This window comes from Vibrio sp. Vb1554, from assembly GCF_033344235.1.
The window spans coordinates 180,454-198,512 of record NZ_JAWPOJ010000003.1 but is presented as its reverse complement, the minus strand read 5'-3'; the positions used below and the strand labels follow the sequence as shown (position 1 = coordinate 198,512).

The window sequence follows — 18,059 nt, the reverse complement described above, 5'->3', positions numbered from 1 at the left end:
ACACGAAAGTATGCTTAACCGGTTAAAACAACTTCAAACATCAACCAAAGGCTACGTTGGCATTCCAATCGTCTTGCTAATGATATTAGCAATGGTGATTCTTCCTTTGCCTCCTCTGCTACTGGATGCGCTGTTTACCTTTAATATCGTCTTAGCAATCCTAGTATTGCTGGTCAGCACAACCGCAAAGCGACCATTAGATTTCTCTGTTTTTCCAACTATTTTGCTGGTCGCAACATTATTACGTCTCACATTGAACGTGGCTTCTACGCGAATTGTACTCCTAGAAGGACATAATGGTGGTGACGCAGCGGGTAAGGTCATTCAAGCATTCGGTGAAGTCGTCATTGGCGGTAACTACGTCGTTGGTATGGTGGTGTTCGTCATCTTGATGATCATCAACTTCGTCGTAATCACCAAAGGTGGTGAACGTATTTCTGAGGTTTCAGCCCGCTTTACGTTGGATGCTTTACCAGGCAAACAAATGGCAATTGATGCCGACTTAAACGCTGGCCTTATCGATCAGGAAACGGCTCGCTTACGCCGTAAAGAAGTCGCCAACGAAGCCGATTTTCATGGTTCGATGGATGGTGCATCAAAGTTTGTGCGTGGCGATGCCATCGCAGGTTTGTTGATTCTGTTTATCAATATCATTGGTGGTATCAGTATTGGTGTCTTCGAGCATGGACTCGCTGCGTCTGACGCCTTTAAAACTTATGCCCTACTCACAATCGGTGATGGTCTAGTTGCTCAAATTCCTTCACTACTATTGGCAACGGCTGCCGCGATTATCGTTACGCGAATTAATGATAGCGATAATGGCATGTCGGAAACCATGCAAAAGCAATTACTGGCAACTCCTGCAACGCTATTTACTGTCGCAGGTATTATGGCGGTAATCGGTATGGTACCGGGTATGCCACACCTAGCCTTTTTTGCGTTTGCTGGCGCATTAGCGTTCGCAGGGTGGCGTCAAACCAAGAAGCCAGTGCAAGACTCCCAGATCGAAGAGGTCGAAGCACTTTCACAAGCAATGCAAGACGATGATACACCGCTGACATGGGATGATATTCCTCACGTCCAAACATTATCACTTGCGCTTGGTTACCGACTCGTCCATCTAGTCAACAAAGAACAAGGGGCACCTTTATCACAACGAATTCGCGGTGTGCGTCGAAACCTTTCTGAACAAGTTGGCTTTTTATTACCTGAAGTTCGTATTCGTGACAATCTGAGCCTCAAGCCAAACCAATACACAATTTCTCTAAATGGCGAAGTCATTGAGCAAGGCTTTATTGAACCAGAACGTTTAATGGCGATAGCGGTTGGCGAAACTTACGGTGAGGTAGATGGCATTTTGGGTAGCGATCCTGCTTATCAGTTGCCAGCTGTGTGGATTGAGCATCAAGATAAAGCAAAAGCACTTAATATGGGTTACCAAGTTGTCGATGATGGCACTGTTATTGCCACTCATATTAGTAAAATCATGAAGACAAACCTTGCAGAATTGTTTACGCACGACGATGTGGAAGCAATAACCCAGCGTTTGACACAACAAGCCCCGAAACTAGCAGAAGCATTAGCAGCAGCACTTAATCCAGCACAGCAGCTGAAAGTATATCGTCAGCTTTTATTGGACCAAGTGCCACTAAAAGATATTCGCACGATTGCCAACACAATGTTGGAATCCGCGGAAAATACAAAGGACCCGATCCTACTTGCATCTGATGTACGCTGTGCACTAAAGCGTACGCTTGTTAACTTAATTGCAGGACAAAAGAACGAATTAAATGTCTACGCACTGTCTGATGAGTTAGAACAAATGCTACTAACTTCACTGCAACAAGCACAATCTTCTGGTACGGTAACACTAGATAGCTTCCCAATTGAGCCAAACATTCTTGGTCAGTTCCAACAAAACTTGCCATTGATTAGACAACAGCTTAAACAACAGGGGCTACCTCCGATCCTTCTCGTTATGCCACAGCTGCGCCCTCTTCTAGCGCGTTACGCTCGCACATTTACGCAAGGGCTGGCAGTATTGTCTTACAACGAAATCCCAGAAAACAAACAAATCAATGTGGTAGGAAACCTTGGTTAATCTTATTTCAACACATGCGATGTACGAACATTTGGTTGGTCTCGCAGTACAACATATCGTCACGGATGACGATCAATTAGTCTTTGATGCTTTAAAACACAATGATGTCCAACACGCATGCCAAGCAATTAGGGAAGCTCAATCAGGAGAAGTAGAATTCCAACACCTGACGTTGAGATTTGGTATGCGTGGAGAACAAAGTGTCTATCAATTCAAACTCTCTGAACAAATGCAGTACTGCCTGGATTTGTTCAGTCTTTACCTTGCACTAAGACAAACACAATTTCAGTTAGAAGCCTTTCATCACGACTTGATTAGTAATGTTGTCGTGCCGATTCGCGTGGATGCATTACTGTGGGAGCCTGGGGTTTATTTTCTCGAACAGACGATTCAATTCCACTCTTCTGCTTTTCAACATGTGATTCCTTCTCTTCAAGCTGATGAAACGTTATGTGATCGTGATAAAGTCGCCACACTCACCAAAAAGTTAAAAGAGAATGCATATTCACTTTGGTTTGAAGTCGCGACATCGCAAGTGAACTTCGAGCGCGTCGCAGACTTTAGTCCCGATATGATCAAATTGTCAGTCACACTAGAAGATAAAGAAGAAAGACACGCTTTCCTACCTATTGCTAAGTTCTTAAGAAAGCATAAATATACTTGGGTTGCCGGACGTGTAGCGAGTCAAACGGAACTTAACCGGTATCGTTTATTGGGTGCCAGTTATTATTTTGGTTATTTCAGCGATATCCCAACCTCTCTCTCCTTTCAGTCTTTTGATGAGGAATAGTTGAAACTCAACCATTTATATTTAAAACAGCACGATTTATTCGTGCTGTTTTTTTATTTATAACGGATAACCACAAGATCATTGGGCAATAGTTTCTTTAACTTAACTAAAAAATTTAGGCTTATATGATGATTTTCCCGGTTTTCATGGAATACAAATCACTAAAAATCATCAATTTTTATCTTTTTTAGAAATTTTTTAATTTTCAAATTAATCATTAAAGCCGACCGACCGCCTCTAGTTAGTGACAAGGGAATATCCCGAGGCCTGAAAGATATAGTGACTAACTAAGGAGACTAAGATGGCTTTATCAATGCACACTAACTACGCTTCGCTTGTAACTCAAAACACAATGAACACAACAAGCGGACTTCTAAATACAGCAATGGAACGTCTAAGCACAGGCTACCGTGTGAACTCAGCTGCTGATGACGCTGCTGGTCTTCAAATTGCTAACCGTCTAGAAGCGCAAACACGCGGCATGTCAGTAGCAATGCGTAACGCACAAGACGGCATCTCTATGATGCAAACTGCTGAAGGTGCGATGGATGAAATGACAAACATCGTTTACCGTATGAACGACCTTGCTACACAATCGTTGAACGGTTCAAACAGTGCAACAGACCGTGCGTCTCTTAACAAAGAGTTCACACAGCTTACTGCAGAACTAAACAACATCGTAGACAACACTAAGTTCGGTGGTCAAAACCTTCTTAAAGGCGGCGGCTTCGGTGCAGGTGACGTAACATTCCAAATCGGTGCATCTTCTGCTGAAACATTGACTGTAAGCGCAAGCGCAGGTATCGGTGAAATCACTACTATCCTTGCTGATGCAGCAATTACAGATGGTATCGATGACGCGACTAAAGCAAAAGCAGCACTAGACAAAATCAGCGGCGCTGACGGTCTAGTAGAAAAAATTGGTAGCTCTCGTGCAGACTTCGGTGCGAACATCAACCGTCTTGAGCACACTATGGCTAACCTTGGTAACATGGTAGAAAACGTTACAGCATCTAAAGGTCGTATCATGGATACAGACTTTGCAGTAGAGTCTTCAAACATGACTAAGAACCAAATGTTGATGCAAGCAGGTACAACTGTTCTGTCTCAAACTAACCAGCTTCCAAGCATGGCAATGTCACTACTACGCTAATTACTTAGTTAATAGTGCGCTTAATTTAAATCGTCTTAATTATAAAGCCTTCCTATGGAAGGCTTTATTTTTATCTACGAATATAAATAGAGCTCGTATTATCTTTGTGAGATTCAGGCACTCTGAATCCGAATTTCAACATAATATTAAATAAAACCTTATTAAACAGTTCTAATTCTATCGTCTCTAATTTGCTTCCTATTTTACTATCTCTAAGTTCAGGAAAATTGAACTTAGCTTCCTTTAAGATACTAGCTATCTCATCAGAATTGATGCTCTGTTTACTTAATAGTTTTTTGTTAATGAACTCTTCATATGCACGAGCACATTTCATCAATCGCAACGCAAATTCATTCATAACTGACATTCTTTGAAACGTAAAAAATTTAATTTTTAGTGAGAACACTTGCACTTCGCACTATCAAAAATAATATCAGAACGCAATTAATGCACTCTGTAAGAATTATCTGAATCAAGCTGAAGTAAAGGCTGAATATAACGTCCAATTAAAACATCTCTCCTAATTAGAACCGTCAATACAATTAAATATTTTCTTTGTTTAGGTCGCCTTTTCTTATAAGGAAATTACTTTTTCCATGGAGGAAGGCGGAACAAACAAGGTGGAAACACCACTTCCTCCCAAGAAAACAAAATAGCTTTAAACCTTTGTTTTAATTGAATTTAATATACGGCACGTATCTTGCCACTGATAATTAAACTAAGGCGTAGCATTCAAAGTATTCAAGCCAATAAGAGATGAGAGGAGCACACCTCATGAGTTCTTTAGACCCAGTAAAAATGGCAACCCAATTCGCACAATTGGACACAAACCCATTCAAAAACCGTTACCAAGCGCAAGCTAATGTGTACCAGTCACAACTGTCAGCTTTTAATAAAGTTGAAAGCGCACTACGTGATTTTCGTACTGCAATGAAAGAGATGAATAACAGCACAAACAGCATCATCAAAAACAGTGCGACACTCTCTCAAGAAGGTAACTTTACTGCAAACGCGGATGCTAAAGCGCTAACGGGTAACTATCAGATTTTTGTAGAAAAAGTGGCAACGGCGCATCAAGTATCTACAGGTATGCCTGCAGACCTTGAGGCAACGACAGAAGTACCAACAACTGGATCTTTAGAATTCACCATCAACGGTGAAACAATGACTCTAGACTTGTCCTCCGTTGATGTTAATGGTGACGGCACTGCAACGATCAGCGATTTAGCCAGTGCGATTAACAATCACACGGATAACCCTGGCGTTAACGCCACTCTAGTTCGCTCGAATGGTCAAACACACTTTATGCTATCGAGCACTGAGACTGGTGTCGAAAATAAGATCAACGTATCTGCATCGGGTACTGGCCAAGCGTGGTTTGAAGACGCCTTCACCAACCTCAAGCAAATCAACGCTCCGCAAGATGCGGTTATGTGGCTAGGTGCAAAAGACTCAGGCCTGAAACTAACCAACGCAAGTAATACTTTTGAAGGTGTCATCGACGGTGTTGACATTACCGTATCTAAACCGCAAGCCGCGGGAGATTCGCCAATCGGTTTAAAAATTGGAGCTGATAGCGAAGGCACTAAAGAACAACTAGATAAGTTTGTGGAAACCTACAATGCCCTTGTTTCGACTATCGATCAGTACACCCAAATTGGCGGTGAAGATCAGAAACGCGGCGTGCTCGCTAGCGACTCGACATTGCGTTCTATTGAGAGTCAGTTAACGGGGTTAATCCGAGGTGAACACAATGGTATGCGCCTAAGCGAAATCGGCGTGAGCCTAGACCGCAACGGTAAAATGAAAGTTGATCAAGAAAAGTTCAAAGAAGCTCAACAAACAAACAGCGCAGGCTTAGAGGCGTTGTTTAATGGGGATGACGCTTTGCTAGATTCTCTTGACGCGATGGTAGAGCCTTTCTTGAAGTTCTCATCAGGTACCTTCAGCACGCGTAAAGACGCAATACAGTCAAGCTTAGACCGAATCAAAGATAAACAAACCAATTTAGAGCGTAAGTACGAAATGTCGTACAACCGCTATCTCAAACAATTCACTCAAATGAATTCAATTATGACCCAAATGAACCAAACCATGTCCATGTTTAATGCTCAAAAATAAGACATTTGGTTCCAAATTTAGGAGAAATATTCATGCTTATGGATTCTGGTTACGATTCGTACCAACAAGTCGATCTCGACGCTCAAGCGGCAGCAGCAAATCCACACCAATTAGTCATCATGTTAATCGATGGCCTACTCGATGAAGTTGAACGTATTCGCGGCCACCTAGCCGCAAATCGTTTGGCCGAGAAAGGGAATGGAATCAACAAATGCATGAACATCTTGATTGGACTAACAAGTGCTCTAGATGATGAAAACGGCGGTGAAATTGCGGAAAACCTACGCCAGCTGTATGACTTCTGCCAAGTCGAACTTTATTACGCTAGCGTGCAAAACGATGCAAATCGCTTGGTTAACGTTGAGCGTGTAATGGGTAACATTCGTGAAGGTTGGATGAATTTTGGACAACAAGCATAAAGTATCGCCAGAGCGATTCCGTCATTTATCTCAGCTCATCCAGTTCGCCGCAAAAACGGCCGATTGGCATGCGCTCAAGCGGTACGACTTGCAGTTGCGTGAGCTTTTGATCAGTCACAAGCCTTTTTTGAAAGATCCTAAGCTTGCACCTGAAATCCAGCGAGCGAAAACAGTGCACGCTAATGCCTTCGCAGTATTAGAGAAGTCGACCAACGAGTTGAAAAAAGAGATGAACATGGTCAATGACCATCAAGAACGCGCTATGGCCTATCAATTAGCAATGACCATGGAGCTAACTCAATGATCATACCTTCTTCAACTCAGCACTCGGGTAATTCACCAGCTAACAATGAGGGTCACATCAAGCAAGCGAACTCGGTACACGGCTTTTCTCATGGTTTTAAATCAGGGAACAAGCAGAATGGTGAGCAAGACTTTAACTCTGCGTCAGCGGTACCGAGTTTTCACCTTACGGCCTCTACTTTGAACAGCGCAAACAAAGTACAAAGTCATGGTTTTGATACTGATGACCGCTCAGCTTCAGATCCGGATGCCAACTTGACCAGTACACCAGGGTTAACAGAATCGACTGATCTTGCAGCGCAAGCTCAAGCTTTAACCCAGGGTATGATTACCATGGCAGAGAAGCAGGCTGAGAAACTAGGAAAAGCGTCATCTTTAATGACTGCGAGCGAAGTTAAGTCTGTTACTCAAGATTCGTCTAACGCTATGTTAAACACATCATCAAAACAAGATGTGAAGCAAAGTCTGCCGACTTCATCGAGTTCGCGTTTGCCTATCTCCGGTGCTGAGTTTCAAACTCTTTTGAATCAACCTGTTCAAGGCCAACCAACCGCATCTCTACTTCAAGCACAAGCTCCTACAACACAACCTGCACATTCACCGGTTGCGACGAGTCATGTTCAAGCTCAAGGCTCTGAGTGGGCAGCGGTGCGTGTTGATACCACTGCCGGAAAGTGGGGGGAGCAAATGATGCAAGTTTTACATGATCGCGTGACGCTCCAAGCTCAACAAAATGTACAAGAAGCAAAAATCCGCCTAGACCCACCAGACTTGGGGAAACTGGATTTACTTGTACGTGTTGAAGGTGACCGATTGAGTGTCCACATCAACGCCAATGCCGCAGCAACACGAGAAGCTTTAATGCAAGTTTCGGAACGATTGCGTACTGAGTTACAAGAGCAAAACTTCGTTCATGTCGATGTCAATGTTGGCTCTGATCAAAACCAAGGTCGAAATGACCCACATGCAAACGAAGAAGACGCCAATATTTTCGCCGCACGAGAATCTGGTGCATTCCAAACCACGACAACAACTAACTATTCAGAACACTGGCTAAGCACTCAAGCTTAGTGAATCTTCGAGGAAAAAGGTTATGACCAAACAACAAATGATCGCCCTGTTTATCGCCATGATCATCACCAGTGCCCTCGTTTCGGCCGTCACAATTATGGGCGGAATCTGGTACTTAAACAAACACGCTCAAGAGTCACCTGACTCTGGTTCACTGATCGAAGACTCTCCACTGTCTTTTTTGGTCACAGAACAACCGACAAGTAAAGGTCCTAGCTTCCATCCTTTGGACAAAGTCGTTTTGACCGTTAAAGGCAAGAAACAGACTCACTTTGTGATGCTAGAACTGGCAATTGAGACACGCCGCCCAGAGCGTATCAAAGAGATCGATGAATACATGCCTATGGTACAAAACTCTCTATTAAAACTGTTTAGCGACAAAACGTTTGATCAGTTACAGCAAGCGGGTGCCATCGATATTCTGCAAGACGAAGTGAAGCAAACGCTTCTACTCGCTTTTGCTAAAACAGACATCGTCCGAGAAATCGACGATGTTTTGTTGACTAAATATGTTGTGCAATAACGGAGCACAACCATGTTAGACATGAATGTACAAGACACTTACACCACAGAAGAGGAAGTGACAACACCGTCACGACCAATTGATGAAAACGCATTGCTACAACGTCATCAGGTCATGGTAAAACGCGTAGTTAACCAGCTGCGCGTTCATGCCACTTCTCACTGTAGTATTGAAGATATGCAGCAGATAGGCCTTATCGCTCTAGTCGAGGCTGGACGCCGATATGGCGATGTTGACGATCCTCACTTTCCTGCTTTCGCCGTTTGTCGAGTTCGGGGAGCTATTTTAGACGAATTACGCCGACTAGATTGGCGTTCACGTAAGACTCGTCAACAAGCCCACGAGCTCAACGACGTGACTCGAGATCTCACTCGAACGTTAGGTCGAATGCCAACGGATGCCGAAATCATCCAGGCTTTAGGGACGAATGAGCAAGATTATTACAACCGCCAAAATGCCGCTCTCGCAGGCGAGATGCAAAGCCTTGACCAACTGATGGAGAGCAGCGGTGATAGCTACATTGGCGGGCAATACGATGGCATGGAACATGAACATATTCGTCGTAGTTTAGACAGTGCTTTGGGTAAATTACCTAAGCGCGATCAACTGCTCCTGACTCTGTTCTATCAACATGAACTCAACTTACACGAAATAGCTCTGGTATTGGATCTGACACCACCTCGTATATGTCAGCTTCACAAACAAGCGCTGAAACAACTCAACCAATTAATGTCCTCTTAGGAGTCACAAGATGCAAAAGTTTTTTGGAGTGCTCACTATCCTGGTGTGCGTCTTCGGTGGATATATGTGGGCCGGTGGTAGCTTAGGTGCTATCTGGCAGCCAGCCGAATTCCTTATCATTATTGGCGCCGCTGCTGGTTCTTTGATCATCGGTAATCCGCCTCATGTACTGAAAGAAATGCGTCGCCAAGTGCCAGCGACCATTAAAGGTCCAACAGAAGAGCATGAGTACTACATGGAATTAATGGCACTACTCAACAACTTGCTAGAGACAGCGAGAAACCGCGGATACAAGTTTCTGGATTCTCATATTGAGGCTCCGGAGCAAAGCTCTATGTTCCTCGCTTACCCGACGATCGCAGAAGATCATCGCCTAATTTCTTTCATTACTGACAATTTACGTTTAATGGCAATGGGACAGATGTCGCCTCATGAATTAGAGGGACTGCTAGAGCAAGAAATCGAAGCAATACAGAACGAAATGCTTTTACCTTCACGCTCACTACAGCGTACAGCTGAAGCACTACCTGGCTTCGGTATTCTTGCAGCAGTTGGTGGCATCATTATCACCATGCAAGCTATTGATGGCTCAATCGCTATGATTGGTTATCACGTTGCGGCAGCTCTCGTTGGTACATTCATTGGTATTTTCGGTTGTTACTGTGGCTTAGATCCACTAAGTAACGCCATGGCTCAGCGAGTAAAACGTAATATGACTGCTTTTGAGTGCGTTCGTGCAACCTTGGTTGCCTACGTAGCGAAAAAGCCGACATTGCTCGCCATTGACGCTGGTCGTAAACATATTCAGCTAGACATCAAACCAACATTCAACCAAATGGAGAAGTGGTTAGCTGAACAGGAGGGATAATGCAAAAACAAGAGCATGTAGTGTTCAAACGTGCCAAAGTATACAGCCATGATGAGTCGTCTCATGGCGGCGCGTGGAAAGTCGCGTTTGCTGACTTCATGATCGCCCTAATGGCGCTGTTTCTTGTACTTTGGGTTATGCAGGTGGTAGACAAAGAAGAGCGTAAAGCGATTGTTGCCCACTTGCATAGTTCAAGCGTATTCGACAAGAGTTACGGCAACCCATTTGATACGTCACAAAGTATTTCTCCTATCGACTTGGCACAGGACTCTTCTGTGCCAAGTAAACACAACTCCAACCATGTGGTAAGCTCTTACTTTAAAGGTGATGGGGATGGACCAGAAATTGATTCTTTGATTCCTGGTAACTTCGATACTCAAGAGCAACTTGCCGCACTAGCAAAAGTAATTGAGCAAATGACTGCCCAAATTAATGCGCAGGGAAATGTAAACGTCACGGTGACACCACAAGGTTTGCGTATCGTCCTTCAAGATGATTACAAACAGCATATGTTCAGCCGTGGTGGTGCAGAACTTACTCCTTTTTTTGAAGATTTACTGCTCGCACTAGCACCTGTATTTCATCGTGTTAACAACCCTCTGATCATCAGCGGACACACAGATGCAATTCCATTTAAAAAGCGTTTTGGTCGTCAATCTAACTGGGCGTTATCAGCCTCTCGAGCAGACGTAGCAAGAAATACGTTAGTTGAAGGCGGTATGCCGGACGATAGAGTAATGCAGGTAACGGGTATGTCAGATAGAGCGCTGCTTAATCCTGATGAGCCAGATTCTAGCGAAAACCGTCGTATTGAGCTGTTTGTTTTAACGACTCCTGCCGCTAAAGTGCTTGAAACCCTTTTTGGCAACCACCAAGAAAGTGAACTGCAAAAAGCGAAAGATAAGGCTGAATTTAACCAACCAGTCATTCGTCAAGAAGTCATCAATTACTCCGGCGATACCGCCACCAGCGAAGTAAAAATTCAAGAATTATAATCTTAAAAGGTCACCACTCTGATGGTGACCTCTCTAACCAAAGCCTCTGTTACTGTGACTTTTTAGTTGAGTTCTATATGCACATAACATCATCCGAAAAAAGAAAAAGCGACTTACTGAAGAAAGCCTTTTTATGGCTCATTGTCTTCGATTACCTTTTATTGGCGTTTTTCTTAACTCAGCTATCAAGTATGACACTAAACAGCGGAACCATGATCAGCTTGTTACTTGTTGTTTATAACGTCTTACTTGTTTCGCTATGTTTTCAACGAACCAACAAGCAGGACTCTTACATTATCTACCCTGTTTTGTCCGCAACGTTATTAGCATTTGTCTGCTTTCTTTACTTCTTTTTTTTAATTTAGCTCCCCGACTCGACCATTGATTTTATTTTTACTGCTTTTTCGAAGTGGTCGAGCTGATGAGTCTGAATCCACCACGTAGCCGCTTCCATCAACAGCTCTGGGTCGTCATTTTTATTAGCGAAAAACGCATAAAATGAGAGACCAACCAATTCACCTTTACTCGCGATCTTTTTGTCACAGATCTCTATAATTTTGTCTCTCAGCGAAGCTCTCATTTCTAATCCCTTAACCTAGTACATACTCACTAACCATACGGTTGAAAGAAATCAAATCAAACGAGCCTTTAATTTCAAAACGCACTCTTCCCACCTCACTCATGAAGAACTCGATTTCACAATCCAAATCAAAAGTACCAGAGGTCTCGATAGAAAATGCATTGATCTTACTGTAAGGCAAAGAAGTGTAATCCACTTTTGAGCCGGTAATCCCTTGCACATTTGCCGCTATCACTCGCTTGTTCGTAAACACCACTTGGTCACGAACTGTTTTAAAAGCAGCGAAAATAGTCTCACCATCAATCAAGAACTTAAGGAAGTCTTCTCTGGCACTAGCAACGTCAATCGGCTTAAGCTTAAATACAGAGGAATTGTCGAAATCAATCATAATTAATCCTTTGAGTGGGCGTTAGAACGAATTATCAACGTATCAGATAGCACCACTTTTGCCTACTCGCAACGCACGTTTCTGCTTGATTCGCCCAACAACGAAGCGTCACTCACTTCCACCCTTGCATCCATTGCTCAGAGTCTTTTAGGTCTTGCCAGTTCATCTCTCGGTCGCGTTTACTCATGACTGCCTCGATGACACATCTCACAACGTTACCATCTTCATCTAGTTCCATTTCCGTCACGACAAAATGCTTCTCTTTGTTTTTAGGTGAAATTGCCGTCCATTTACTGTGCAATAGTTTCTTAGGGTGGATTCTGTTCATCGCATTGTACCAATTTAACTACCATGTTGATGTATACGACTGAATACCAAGAGAGAATCAGATTTTGTTTTTGCAAACCGACAAAAGATAAAACCGCAAAAGAGATCACTCCCTTTCGCGGCTCTAACTACAATCCGACTAGGTCTTCTGACCATTCAGTCGAGGGTTTAAGTACTGACTTTGTAGCAACTGTAACCCTTTACCGACCAGAACAATCACTATCGCGCCAATCAGGACAGGCGTGAAGAGAAAACTCCATCCCTGCCCAGACGCCATGATCAAAATTGGATTTGCACCCGCAGGTGGATGAGTGGTCTTCGTAATCAGCATCGCAGACACACCCAGCCCCGTCGCAATCGCGAGCGTGACCGGCGTGACGTCAACATACTGGCTAAACGCAATACCGATAGAGGCCGTGATGAAGTGACCAATGATCACGTTTTTGGGTTGAGCAAGAGGGCTTCCTGGCACCCCAAACACCAGTACTGCGGTAGCACCAAATGGTGCCATCAGGAGTACAACCTCCGTCAGTGATACCTCAGCGTAGGACAATACGCCAATAGCCAACGTAGCGCCAAGCCCGGCAACCAACGATAAAATTAAATTATTCATAAACACCTCAAAGTAGACCGAATTGTCTACAAAATAAAATAGACAAACCTGTCTACCTTTGTCAATATGTGTTTATGGAACTTTTTGAGGACATAGTTATGAACAAAAAGAAACAGTTATTGATCGACACAGCTTTGTCACTGTTTTATAAACAAGGCATCAACTCTATTGGCATCAATGAAGTCCTCAATGTTTCCGGCGTGGCTAAACGCACGCTATATAACCATTTTGAGAGCAAAGAAGCGCTTATCATCGCCGCATTAGAACAACGCCACCAAGTATTTATGGAATGGTTGGAGGAAAAGCTTTCTTCAGCACAAACGTGCGCGGAGGTGATCGATCAGTTATTTACAGCACTCAACGGCTGGTTTCATGGCTCTGAAGAAAAGTTGGGCGAGTTTCGCGGTTGCTTTTTCATCAATACGTCCGCGGAATTCAGTGACGACAGTGGCGAGATCGCAACGTATTGCCGCTACCATAAACAGCAAGTCAGAGAGCTTATTCAACGCTATCTCAAATCAGAAAACGCTTCATTACTCGATGCCATTTGCATCATGAAAGAGGGCGCGATCACTACCGCTTACATGACGAAAGAGTACGACAACATCACGAAGAAATGCGTGACCATTTTGCACAAGCTTTAATGCGTTCAGGTATAGTCATTTGCGGATTAAGTATTCAAACCAAAGGCACCAATCGGTGCCTTTCGTTTTAGTTAGTGAGTGTACTTACAGCTCGTGCTCAGTACGTGCGATGATGTCGTCTTGCGCATCTGGTGATAACGCGGTGAAGAAAGCTGAGTAGCCTGCAACTCGCACAACGAGATCACGATATTGCTCTGGGTTCTTCTTCGCGGCTAACAAGGTCTCGCGAGAGACGATGTTGTACTGCACGTGCCAACCTTTGTGGTGGTTGAAGAAGGTACGAATCAACATAGAAAGCTTGAGTTTATCCCCTTCAGACTCAACCGCTGCCGGGCTTAACTTCTGATTAAGCAGTACGCCACCAAGGATCTTATTTGCTTGGATCTTACCGACCGAATTGTACACAGCCGTTGGACCTAAACGGTCTGAGCCAGACGACGGGCTTGCACCTTCTGCTAATGGCGTTTTCGCTTTACGACCATCTGGCGTTGCCATGGTTGAAGCACCGAATGGGACGTTTGCCGAGATACTTGATGTACCTGCGTAGTAACCGCCGCCAATTGGACCACGCCCATGACGCGTATTAACGAACTGCTCTAGCTCATCAATATACACTTGGTACGCGTCTGCCAGGAGTTGGTCTACCGCGTCATCATCGTTACCGTATTTTGGTGCAAAGTTGATAAGACGTTGGCGAAGCTGTTCGTTCTCCATGCCATCGAAATCTTCTGCCAATGCTTTTGCTAGCTCAGGCTGAGTAATCTGCGCGTCATCGAAAACAAGGTGCTTGATGGCGGCTAGGCTGTTACCCAAGTTCGCGATACCGACTTGCAAGCCAGATACCCAATCGTATTTCGCGCCACCTTCTTTCACGGTTTTACCGCGAGCCAAACAGTCATCCACCAGCGTTGAACAGAAGATGTCTTGTGCCTGCTGTTCAAGCACACTGTCAACTACCGTATCAATCTCAATCGATTTACGGATGTAGTAGCGGATTTGCTCTGCCCAAGAAGCCGTCACTTGCTCAAAGTTCTCAAAGTTACCTTTTGCTAATGACTTATCGTGCGGCAAGAAGGCTTTACCCGTTGTTGCATCCACACCTTCGTTCAATGAAGCGAGCAGGATACGAGCGAAGTTAATGAAGCTCATGCCCGTACAACGGTAACCCCATTTGCCCGGAACCGCCGTCTCGATACAGCCGATAGAGGCGTAGTTGTAAGCGTCTTCTTTCTCTACACCAAGCTTGATGAATTCAGGGATGACAATTTCATCGTTGTTGAACGCAGGCATACCGAAGCCGCATTTAATCACTTCGATACAACCCATTAAGAACTCTTGGTTCAAACCTTCGTGGTAGCGCACACTCAAGTTAGGTTGCGTCGAACGTAACTGGCCACAAGATTCCAGAATCGCCCAAGAAAGGGGATTCACTGCGTCTTCAGGCTCACCCTTTTCATTCAACTTCTGACCGCCGATACACACGTTTTGATACAGCGGAGAACCTGCGGAGGCTTTTGAGTGCGCGCCAGAGCGAATCTTGTTTACTTCAAGCAGCTTCAACCAGCAGCTTTGTAAAAGCTCTAGTGCAAAGTCTTTTTCAATCGCGCCGTTTTCGATATCGCGAACATAAAATTCGTTTAGGAACTGGTCCATACGACCGAAAGAAACCGAGTGACCGTTCGATTCGATTTGTAACATCAACTGAACGAAGTAGCTCAATTGCAGTGCTTGCCAGAAGTTTTCTGGTGCGTGGCTTGCTACATGACGACAGTTTGCCGCAATGCTTTCTAACTCAGCTTTGCGTAGCGGACGCGTCTCTTCTAGCGCCATTTTTGCCGCCAATTCAGCGTAGCTCAGCATGTGATCTTGAATCGCAAGCAGCACGATTTCGACTGATTTGTAGAACTGCTCTTTCTTCAAGCCTTCAAAGGTCGAAACATCATTGTTAGCACGGTGCTGACGAACATCCTCTAGCAAGCCGTTCATGCCTAGCTTCAAGATTTTTTCGTTATCCACCGCAAGGTGCGCGTCACCCGAAGTCATGTTGCCTTCGGCTTTAATGATGGTGCTAGCTAAGATCTCTTGCTGCTCATCAGTAAACAAGCCATAACAACGGTCTTGAACGGTTTTACCACGCCAATACGGTGTGATGCTGTGGATGCTTTGCTTATCTTCTTCAGTAACAGCAAAGCCTGCACCAGGACGGTCGGCTAGCTCATCAATTTCCGCTTCAATCCAACGTACAGTGTATTCTGGGAAAATAGGCGCAGCGCGCACTTTGCTCGCTTGGTTACCGACGATTAACTCATCGTGCTTAATCCAAATCGTACGAGTGCGTAAGTGCTCTTGCAGTGCTAGCGCACGTTGGACAATTACAGGTTTGTCTTCGTTCGCTTGATAAGCACGAGTGTATGCCTCTGCACGCTCGGTACAGACAGGTGGCGTTACGATATTTACCAGTGCCGATTTGTGCGCTTTGATACGCTCAGGAAGGTAATTCAGGTCCATAGTTAACCTCTTACAATCACGTTAAGTTGGGTGTTTTCGCTTGCGTATTGCATGGCGCTTTCTAGCAGTTCTGGTTTGTTTAATGGCTTGTCAGAACACTCGTAAGGCATATCGAGCAAACGGTATTTATTGATGCCGAGTGTGTGGTACGGCAGCAAGTGAAGTTCTTGGCAGCTTTCTAGTGAAGCCGCAAAATCGATGATGTCTTTCAATTCTTCGATGGTGTCATTGAACCCCGGCACCACGGGAACGCGAATCACAATGCGTTTCGCGATTGGTGCCAGTTTTCGGAAATTGTCTTTGATGCGTTTTAGTGAACCTTTCGCCCAGCTAAGAAACTTTTCTTCATCAGTGTGTTTTAAATCCGCCAACCAGCAATCAATATGCGGCGCGGCTTTTTCAACGTTCTTCCACGGCACATGCATGCACGATTCAATCGCAGTCGAGACTTGGTTGTCATGCAGACGCTGTGCGAGTTCTGCCACCAAATCCGCTTGCATTAGTGGCTCACCACCGGAGAAGGTCACGCCACCTTGGCTTTGGTCATAGAAAGGTTTGTCTTTCATTAAGGTGTCGAACAGCATGTCTGATTTTGCTTCGTCACCGCAGACGGTCAGTGCTTGCGTAGGACAGACGTTTCGCAGCGCGATCAGTTGGTCTTCTTTGATTGCTTTGCGATTGATGATGATTTGTTTGTCGATACGTTGAATACCATCACCCACCGTTTCGCTACCCGCTGTGGGTTGAGTTGTGGCTTGATAAGCAGAAACGCACAGCTGGCAACCTTCCATACAGCTTCGTTGATCAAAAAGCAGTGAATGCTTTTCGCTGCGGCTTTCTGGGTTTTGACACCAAGGGCAAGACAAGCTGCATCCTTTAAGAAAAAGAATGGAACGAATGCCATCGCCATCATGGGTAGAGAATCGTTGAATATTGAAATACATCTCTGCTTGCCTCTTGGTCTGTGCTACCGCTGTGTACTTAATCCGTTTCTTTCTTGCTGGTTAAGTCTTATGAACAGCTTTTCTTTGTTCGAACTGAAAGCTTCATTTGAGCGTTTACAAGTTTCACTTAACTTTCATTTAATGAAATTATTATAGTTTCAAATGAAATTTCAATTGATCAAAATCAAGATCTCGTTCGATTGTCAGATCTATAGTGATCCCATCATCAAAACGAAGATTTTGTTTAAGGTAGAAACCATGATTGAACTTTATTTAGATACTGCTGATGTGGCAGAAGTAAAACGCTTTAACCAGTGCCTACCGCTAAAAGGCGTGACGACAAACCCAAGCATTTTGGCGAAGTCAAAGCAGGGACTGAATGAAACCCTAGCAGACATGCAAGAAGCACTTGGCGGTACACCTCGCTTTCACGCTCAAGTCGTGAGTTCAACCGTCGAAGGCATGGTGGCAGAAGCACGCCAACTGAATGAATTGCCTTACGATATGGTGGTAAAAGTGCCAGCAACAGAAACCGGCTTAGCAGCAATTAAGCTAATGAAAAAAGAGGGAATTCAGATTCTTGCTACTGCTATCTATTCAGCTCAACAAGGGTTCCTTGCAGCACTGTGCGGTGCAGACTACCTAGCACCTTACGTAAACCGCATTGATGCGATGAACGGCAACGGTGTTGAAGTGGTTGCGGATCTTCAATTGTTGCTCGATCAAAACCAACTACCAGCGAAGATTTTGGCAGCCAGCTTCAAGAACACTCAACAAGCGATGGAGGTGATGAAACTGGGCATCGAAGCCATTACATTGCCAACCGATGTGGCAGCGCAAATGTTCGCTCACCCAGCAGTAAAACCTGCGGTTGAACAGTTCGATAAAGACTGGAAAGAGACGTTCGGCGAGAAACTTTCATTTGAAAGCTAATTAAAAGTAAGAACTCAATATCTTAGTCAATAATAAG

The 18,059-nt window shown here is 44.4% G+C and carries 21 protein-coding genes; 14 read left to right on the top strand and 7 right to left on the bottom strand.

Going from position 1 to position 18,059, the window contains the following annotated elements:
- Positions 1-10: 10 nt before the first annotated feature.
- From flhA to lafA, 3 genes are all read left to right on the top strand, one after another.
- Positions 11-2,101, top strand: a complete 2,091-nt coding sequence (gene flhA, locus R8N28_RS04430) for a flagellar biosynthesis protein FlhA (protein WP_005375024.1) — start codon at positions 11-13, stop codon at positions 2,099-2,101.
- A 19-nt stretch (positions 2,102-2,120) separates the two neighbouring features.
- On the top strand, positions 2,121-2,891 hold the full coding sequence (locus R8N28_RS04425; protein ID WP_005375023.1) for an EAL domain-containing protein: 771 nt from the start codon (positions 2,121-2,123) through the stop codon (positions 2,889-2,891).
- Positions 2,892-3,192: 301 nt separating this feature from the next.
- On the top strand, positions 3,193-4,044 hold the full coding sequence (gene lafA / locus R8N28_RS04420) for a lateral flagellin LafA (protein ID WP_005375019.1): 852 nt from the start codon (positions 3,193-3,195) through the stop codon (positions 4,042-4,044).
- A gap of 70 nt (positions 4,045-4,114) precedes the next feature.
- Here the strand turns inward: lafA and R8N28_RS04415 are convergent, their stop codons facing one another.
- Positions 4,115-4,402: a hypothetical protein gene (locus R8N28_RS04415; protein WP_005375016.1), complete on the bottom strand. Its 288-nt coding sequence runs from the start codon at positions 4,400-4,402 to the stop codon at positions 4,115-4,117.
- A 416-nt stretch (positions 4,403-4,818) separates the two neighbouring features.
- On the opposite strand from R8N28_RS04415, the gene fliD reads away from it, so the two are divergent.
- From fliD to R8N28_RS04370, 9 genes are all read left to right on the top strand, one after another.
- Complete coding sequence (gene fliD, locus R8N28_RS04410; RefSeq protein ID WP_005375015.1) at positions 4,819-6,165, top strand: flagellar filament capping protein FliD; 1,347 nt, start codon at positions 4,819-4,821, stop codon at positions 6,163-6,165.
- A gap of 32 nt (positions 6,166-6,197) precedes the next feature.
- Positions 6,198-6,584, top strand: a complete 387-nt coding sequence (fliS, locus tag R8N28_RS04405; protein ID WP_005375014.1) for a flagellar export chaperone FliS — start codon at positions 6,198-6,200, stop codon at positions 6,582-6,584.
- Positions 6,568-6,888: a hypothetical protein gene (locus R8N28_RS04400; RefSeq protein ID WP_005375013.1), complete on the top strand. Its 321-nt coding sequence runs from the start codon at positions 6,568-6,570 to the stop codon at positions 6,886-6,888. Before fliS ends, R8N28_RS04400 begins: the two co-directional genes overlap by 17 nt.
- Positions 6,885-7,958 (top strand): flagellar hook-length control protein FliK, encoded by a 1,074-nt coding sequence (locus R8N28_RS04395; RefSeq protein ID WP_065275489.1) that lies wholly within the window; start codon positions 6,885-6,887, stop codon positions 7,956-7,958. Before R8N28_RS04400 ends, R8N28_RS04395 begins: the two co-directional genes overlap by 4 nt.
- A gap of 22 nt (positions 7,959-7,980) precedes the next feature.
- On the top strand, positions 7,981-8,481 hold the full coding sequence (fliL, locus tag R8N28_RS04390; protein ID WP_005375011.1) for a flagellar basal body-associated protein FliL: 501 nt from the start codon (positions 7,981-7,983) through the stop codon (positions 8,479-8,481).
- A gap of 12 nt (positions 8,482-8,493) precedes the next feature.
- Complete coding sequence (locus R8N28_RS04385) at positions 8,494-9,222, top strand: FliA/WhiG family RNA polymerase sigma factor (protein WP_005375008.1); 729 nt, start codon at positions 8,494-8,496, stop codon at positions 9,220-9,222.
- Between the two features lie 10 nt (positions 9,223-9,232).
- Positions 9,233-10,090, top strand: a complete 858-nt coding sequence (motA, locus tag R8N28_RS04380) for a flagellar motor stator protein MotA (RefSeq protein WP_005375006.1) — start codon at positions 9,233-9,235, stop codon at positions 10,088-10,090.
- Complete coding sequence (locus tag R8N28_RS04375; RefSeq protein ID WP_005375003.1) at positions 10,090-11,085, top strand: flagellar motor protein MotB; 996 nt, start codon at positions 10,090-10,092, stop codon at positions 11,083-11,085. The genes motA and R8N28_RS04375 overlap by 1 nt, the downstream gene beginning before the upstream one ends.
- A 77-nt stretch (positions 11,086-11,162) precedes the next feature.
- Entirely contained in the window at positions 11,163-11,450 is a 288-nt protein-coding gene (locus tag R8N28_RS04370) for a hypothetical protein (protein WP_005375002.1), read from the top strand.
- Here R8N28_RS04370 and R8N28_RS04365 read toward each other — a convergent pair.
- The 4 genes from R8N28_RS04365 to R8N28_RS04350 form a co-directional block, all read right to left on the bottom strand.
- Positions 11,447-11,665: a DUF6500 family protein gene (locus R8N28_RS04365; RefSeq protein ID WP_065275490.1), complete on the bottom strand. Its 219-nt coding sequence runs from the start codon at positions 11,663-11,665 to the stop codon at positions 11,447-11,449. The genes R8N28_RS04370 and R8N28_RS04365 overlap by 4 nt on opposite strands.
- Before the next feature lie 10 nt (positions 11,666-11,675).
- Positions 11,676-12,053, bottom strand: coding sequence for a PH domain-containing protein (locus tag R8N28_RS04360; RefSeq protein ID WP_065275491.1), 378 nt, complete (start codon positions 12,051-12,053; stop codon positions 11,676-11,678).
- Between the two features lie 112 nt (positions 12,054-12,165).
- Positions 12,166-12,381 carry a TIGR02450 family Trp-rich protein gene (locus R8N28_RS04355; protein ID WP_005374999.1) on the bottom strand — a complete coding sequence of 72 codons (216 nt, stop codon included), beginning with the start codon at positions 12,379-12,381 and terminating at the stop codon, positions 12,166-12,168.
- A gap of 138 nt (positions 12,382-12,519) precedes the next feature.
- Positions 12,520-12,993 (bottom strand): HPP family protein, encoded by a 474-nt coding sequence (locus R8N28_RS04350; protein ID WP_064369614.1) that lies wholly within the window; start codon positions 12,991-12,993, stop codon positions 12,520-12,522.
- A 98-nt stretch (positions 12,994-13,091) separates the two neighbouring features.
- Between R8N28_RS04350 and R8N28_RS04345 the strand changes: the two genes are divergently transcribed.
- Positions 13,092-13,637, top strand: coding sequence for a TetR/AcrR family transcriptional regulator (locus R8N28_RS04345; protein WP_065275492.1), 546 nt, complete (start codon positions 13,092-13,094; stop codon positions 13,635-13,637).
- Positions 13,638-13,721: 84 nt separating this feature from the next.
- Here the strand turns inward: R8N28_RS04345 and R8N28_RS04340 are convergent, their stop codons facing one another.
- A complete protein-coding gene (locus R8N28_RS04340) occupies positions 13,722-16,145 on the bottom strand; it encodes a formate C-acetyltransferase/glycerol dehydratase family glycyl radical enzyme (RefSeq protein ID WP_065275493.1) in 2,424 nt (807 codons plus the stop codon).
- A gap of 2 nt (positions 16,146-16,147) precedes the next feature.
- Positions 16,148-17,089, bottom strand: coding sequence for a glycyl-radical enzyme activating protein (locus R8N28_RS04335; RefSeq protein WP_065275494.1), 942 nt, complete (start codon positions 17,087-17,089; stop codon positions 16,148-16,150).
- A gap of 258 nt (positions 17,090-17,347) precedes the next feature.
- Here R8N28_RS04335 and R8N28_RS04330 point away from each other — a divergent pair, with 258 nt between their 5' ends.
- Positions 17,348-18,022, top strand: a complete 675-nt coding sequence (locus tag R8N28_RS04330) for a fructose-6-phosphate aldolase (protein ID WP_065275635.1) — start codon at positions 17,348-17,350, stop codon at positions 18,020-18,022.
- Positions 18,023-18,059: the final 37 nt, after the last annotated feature.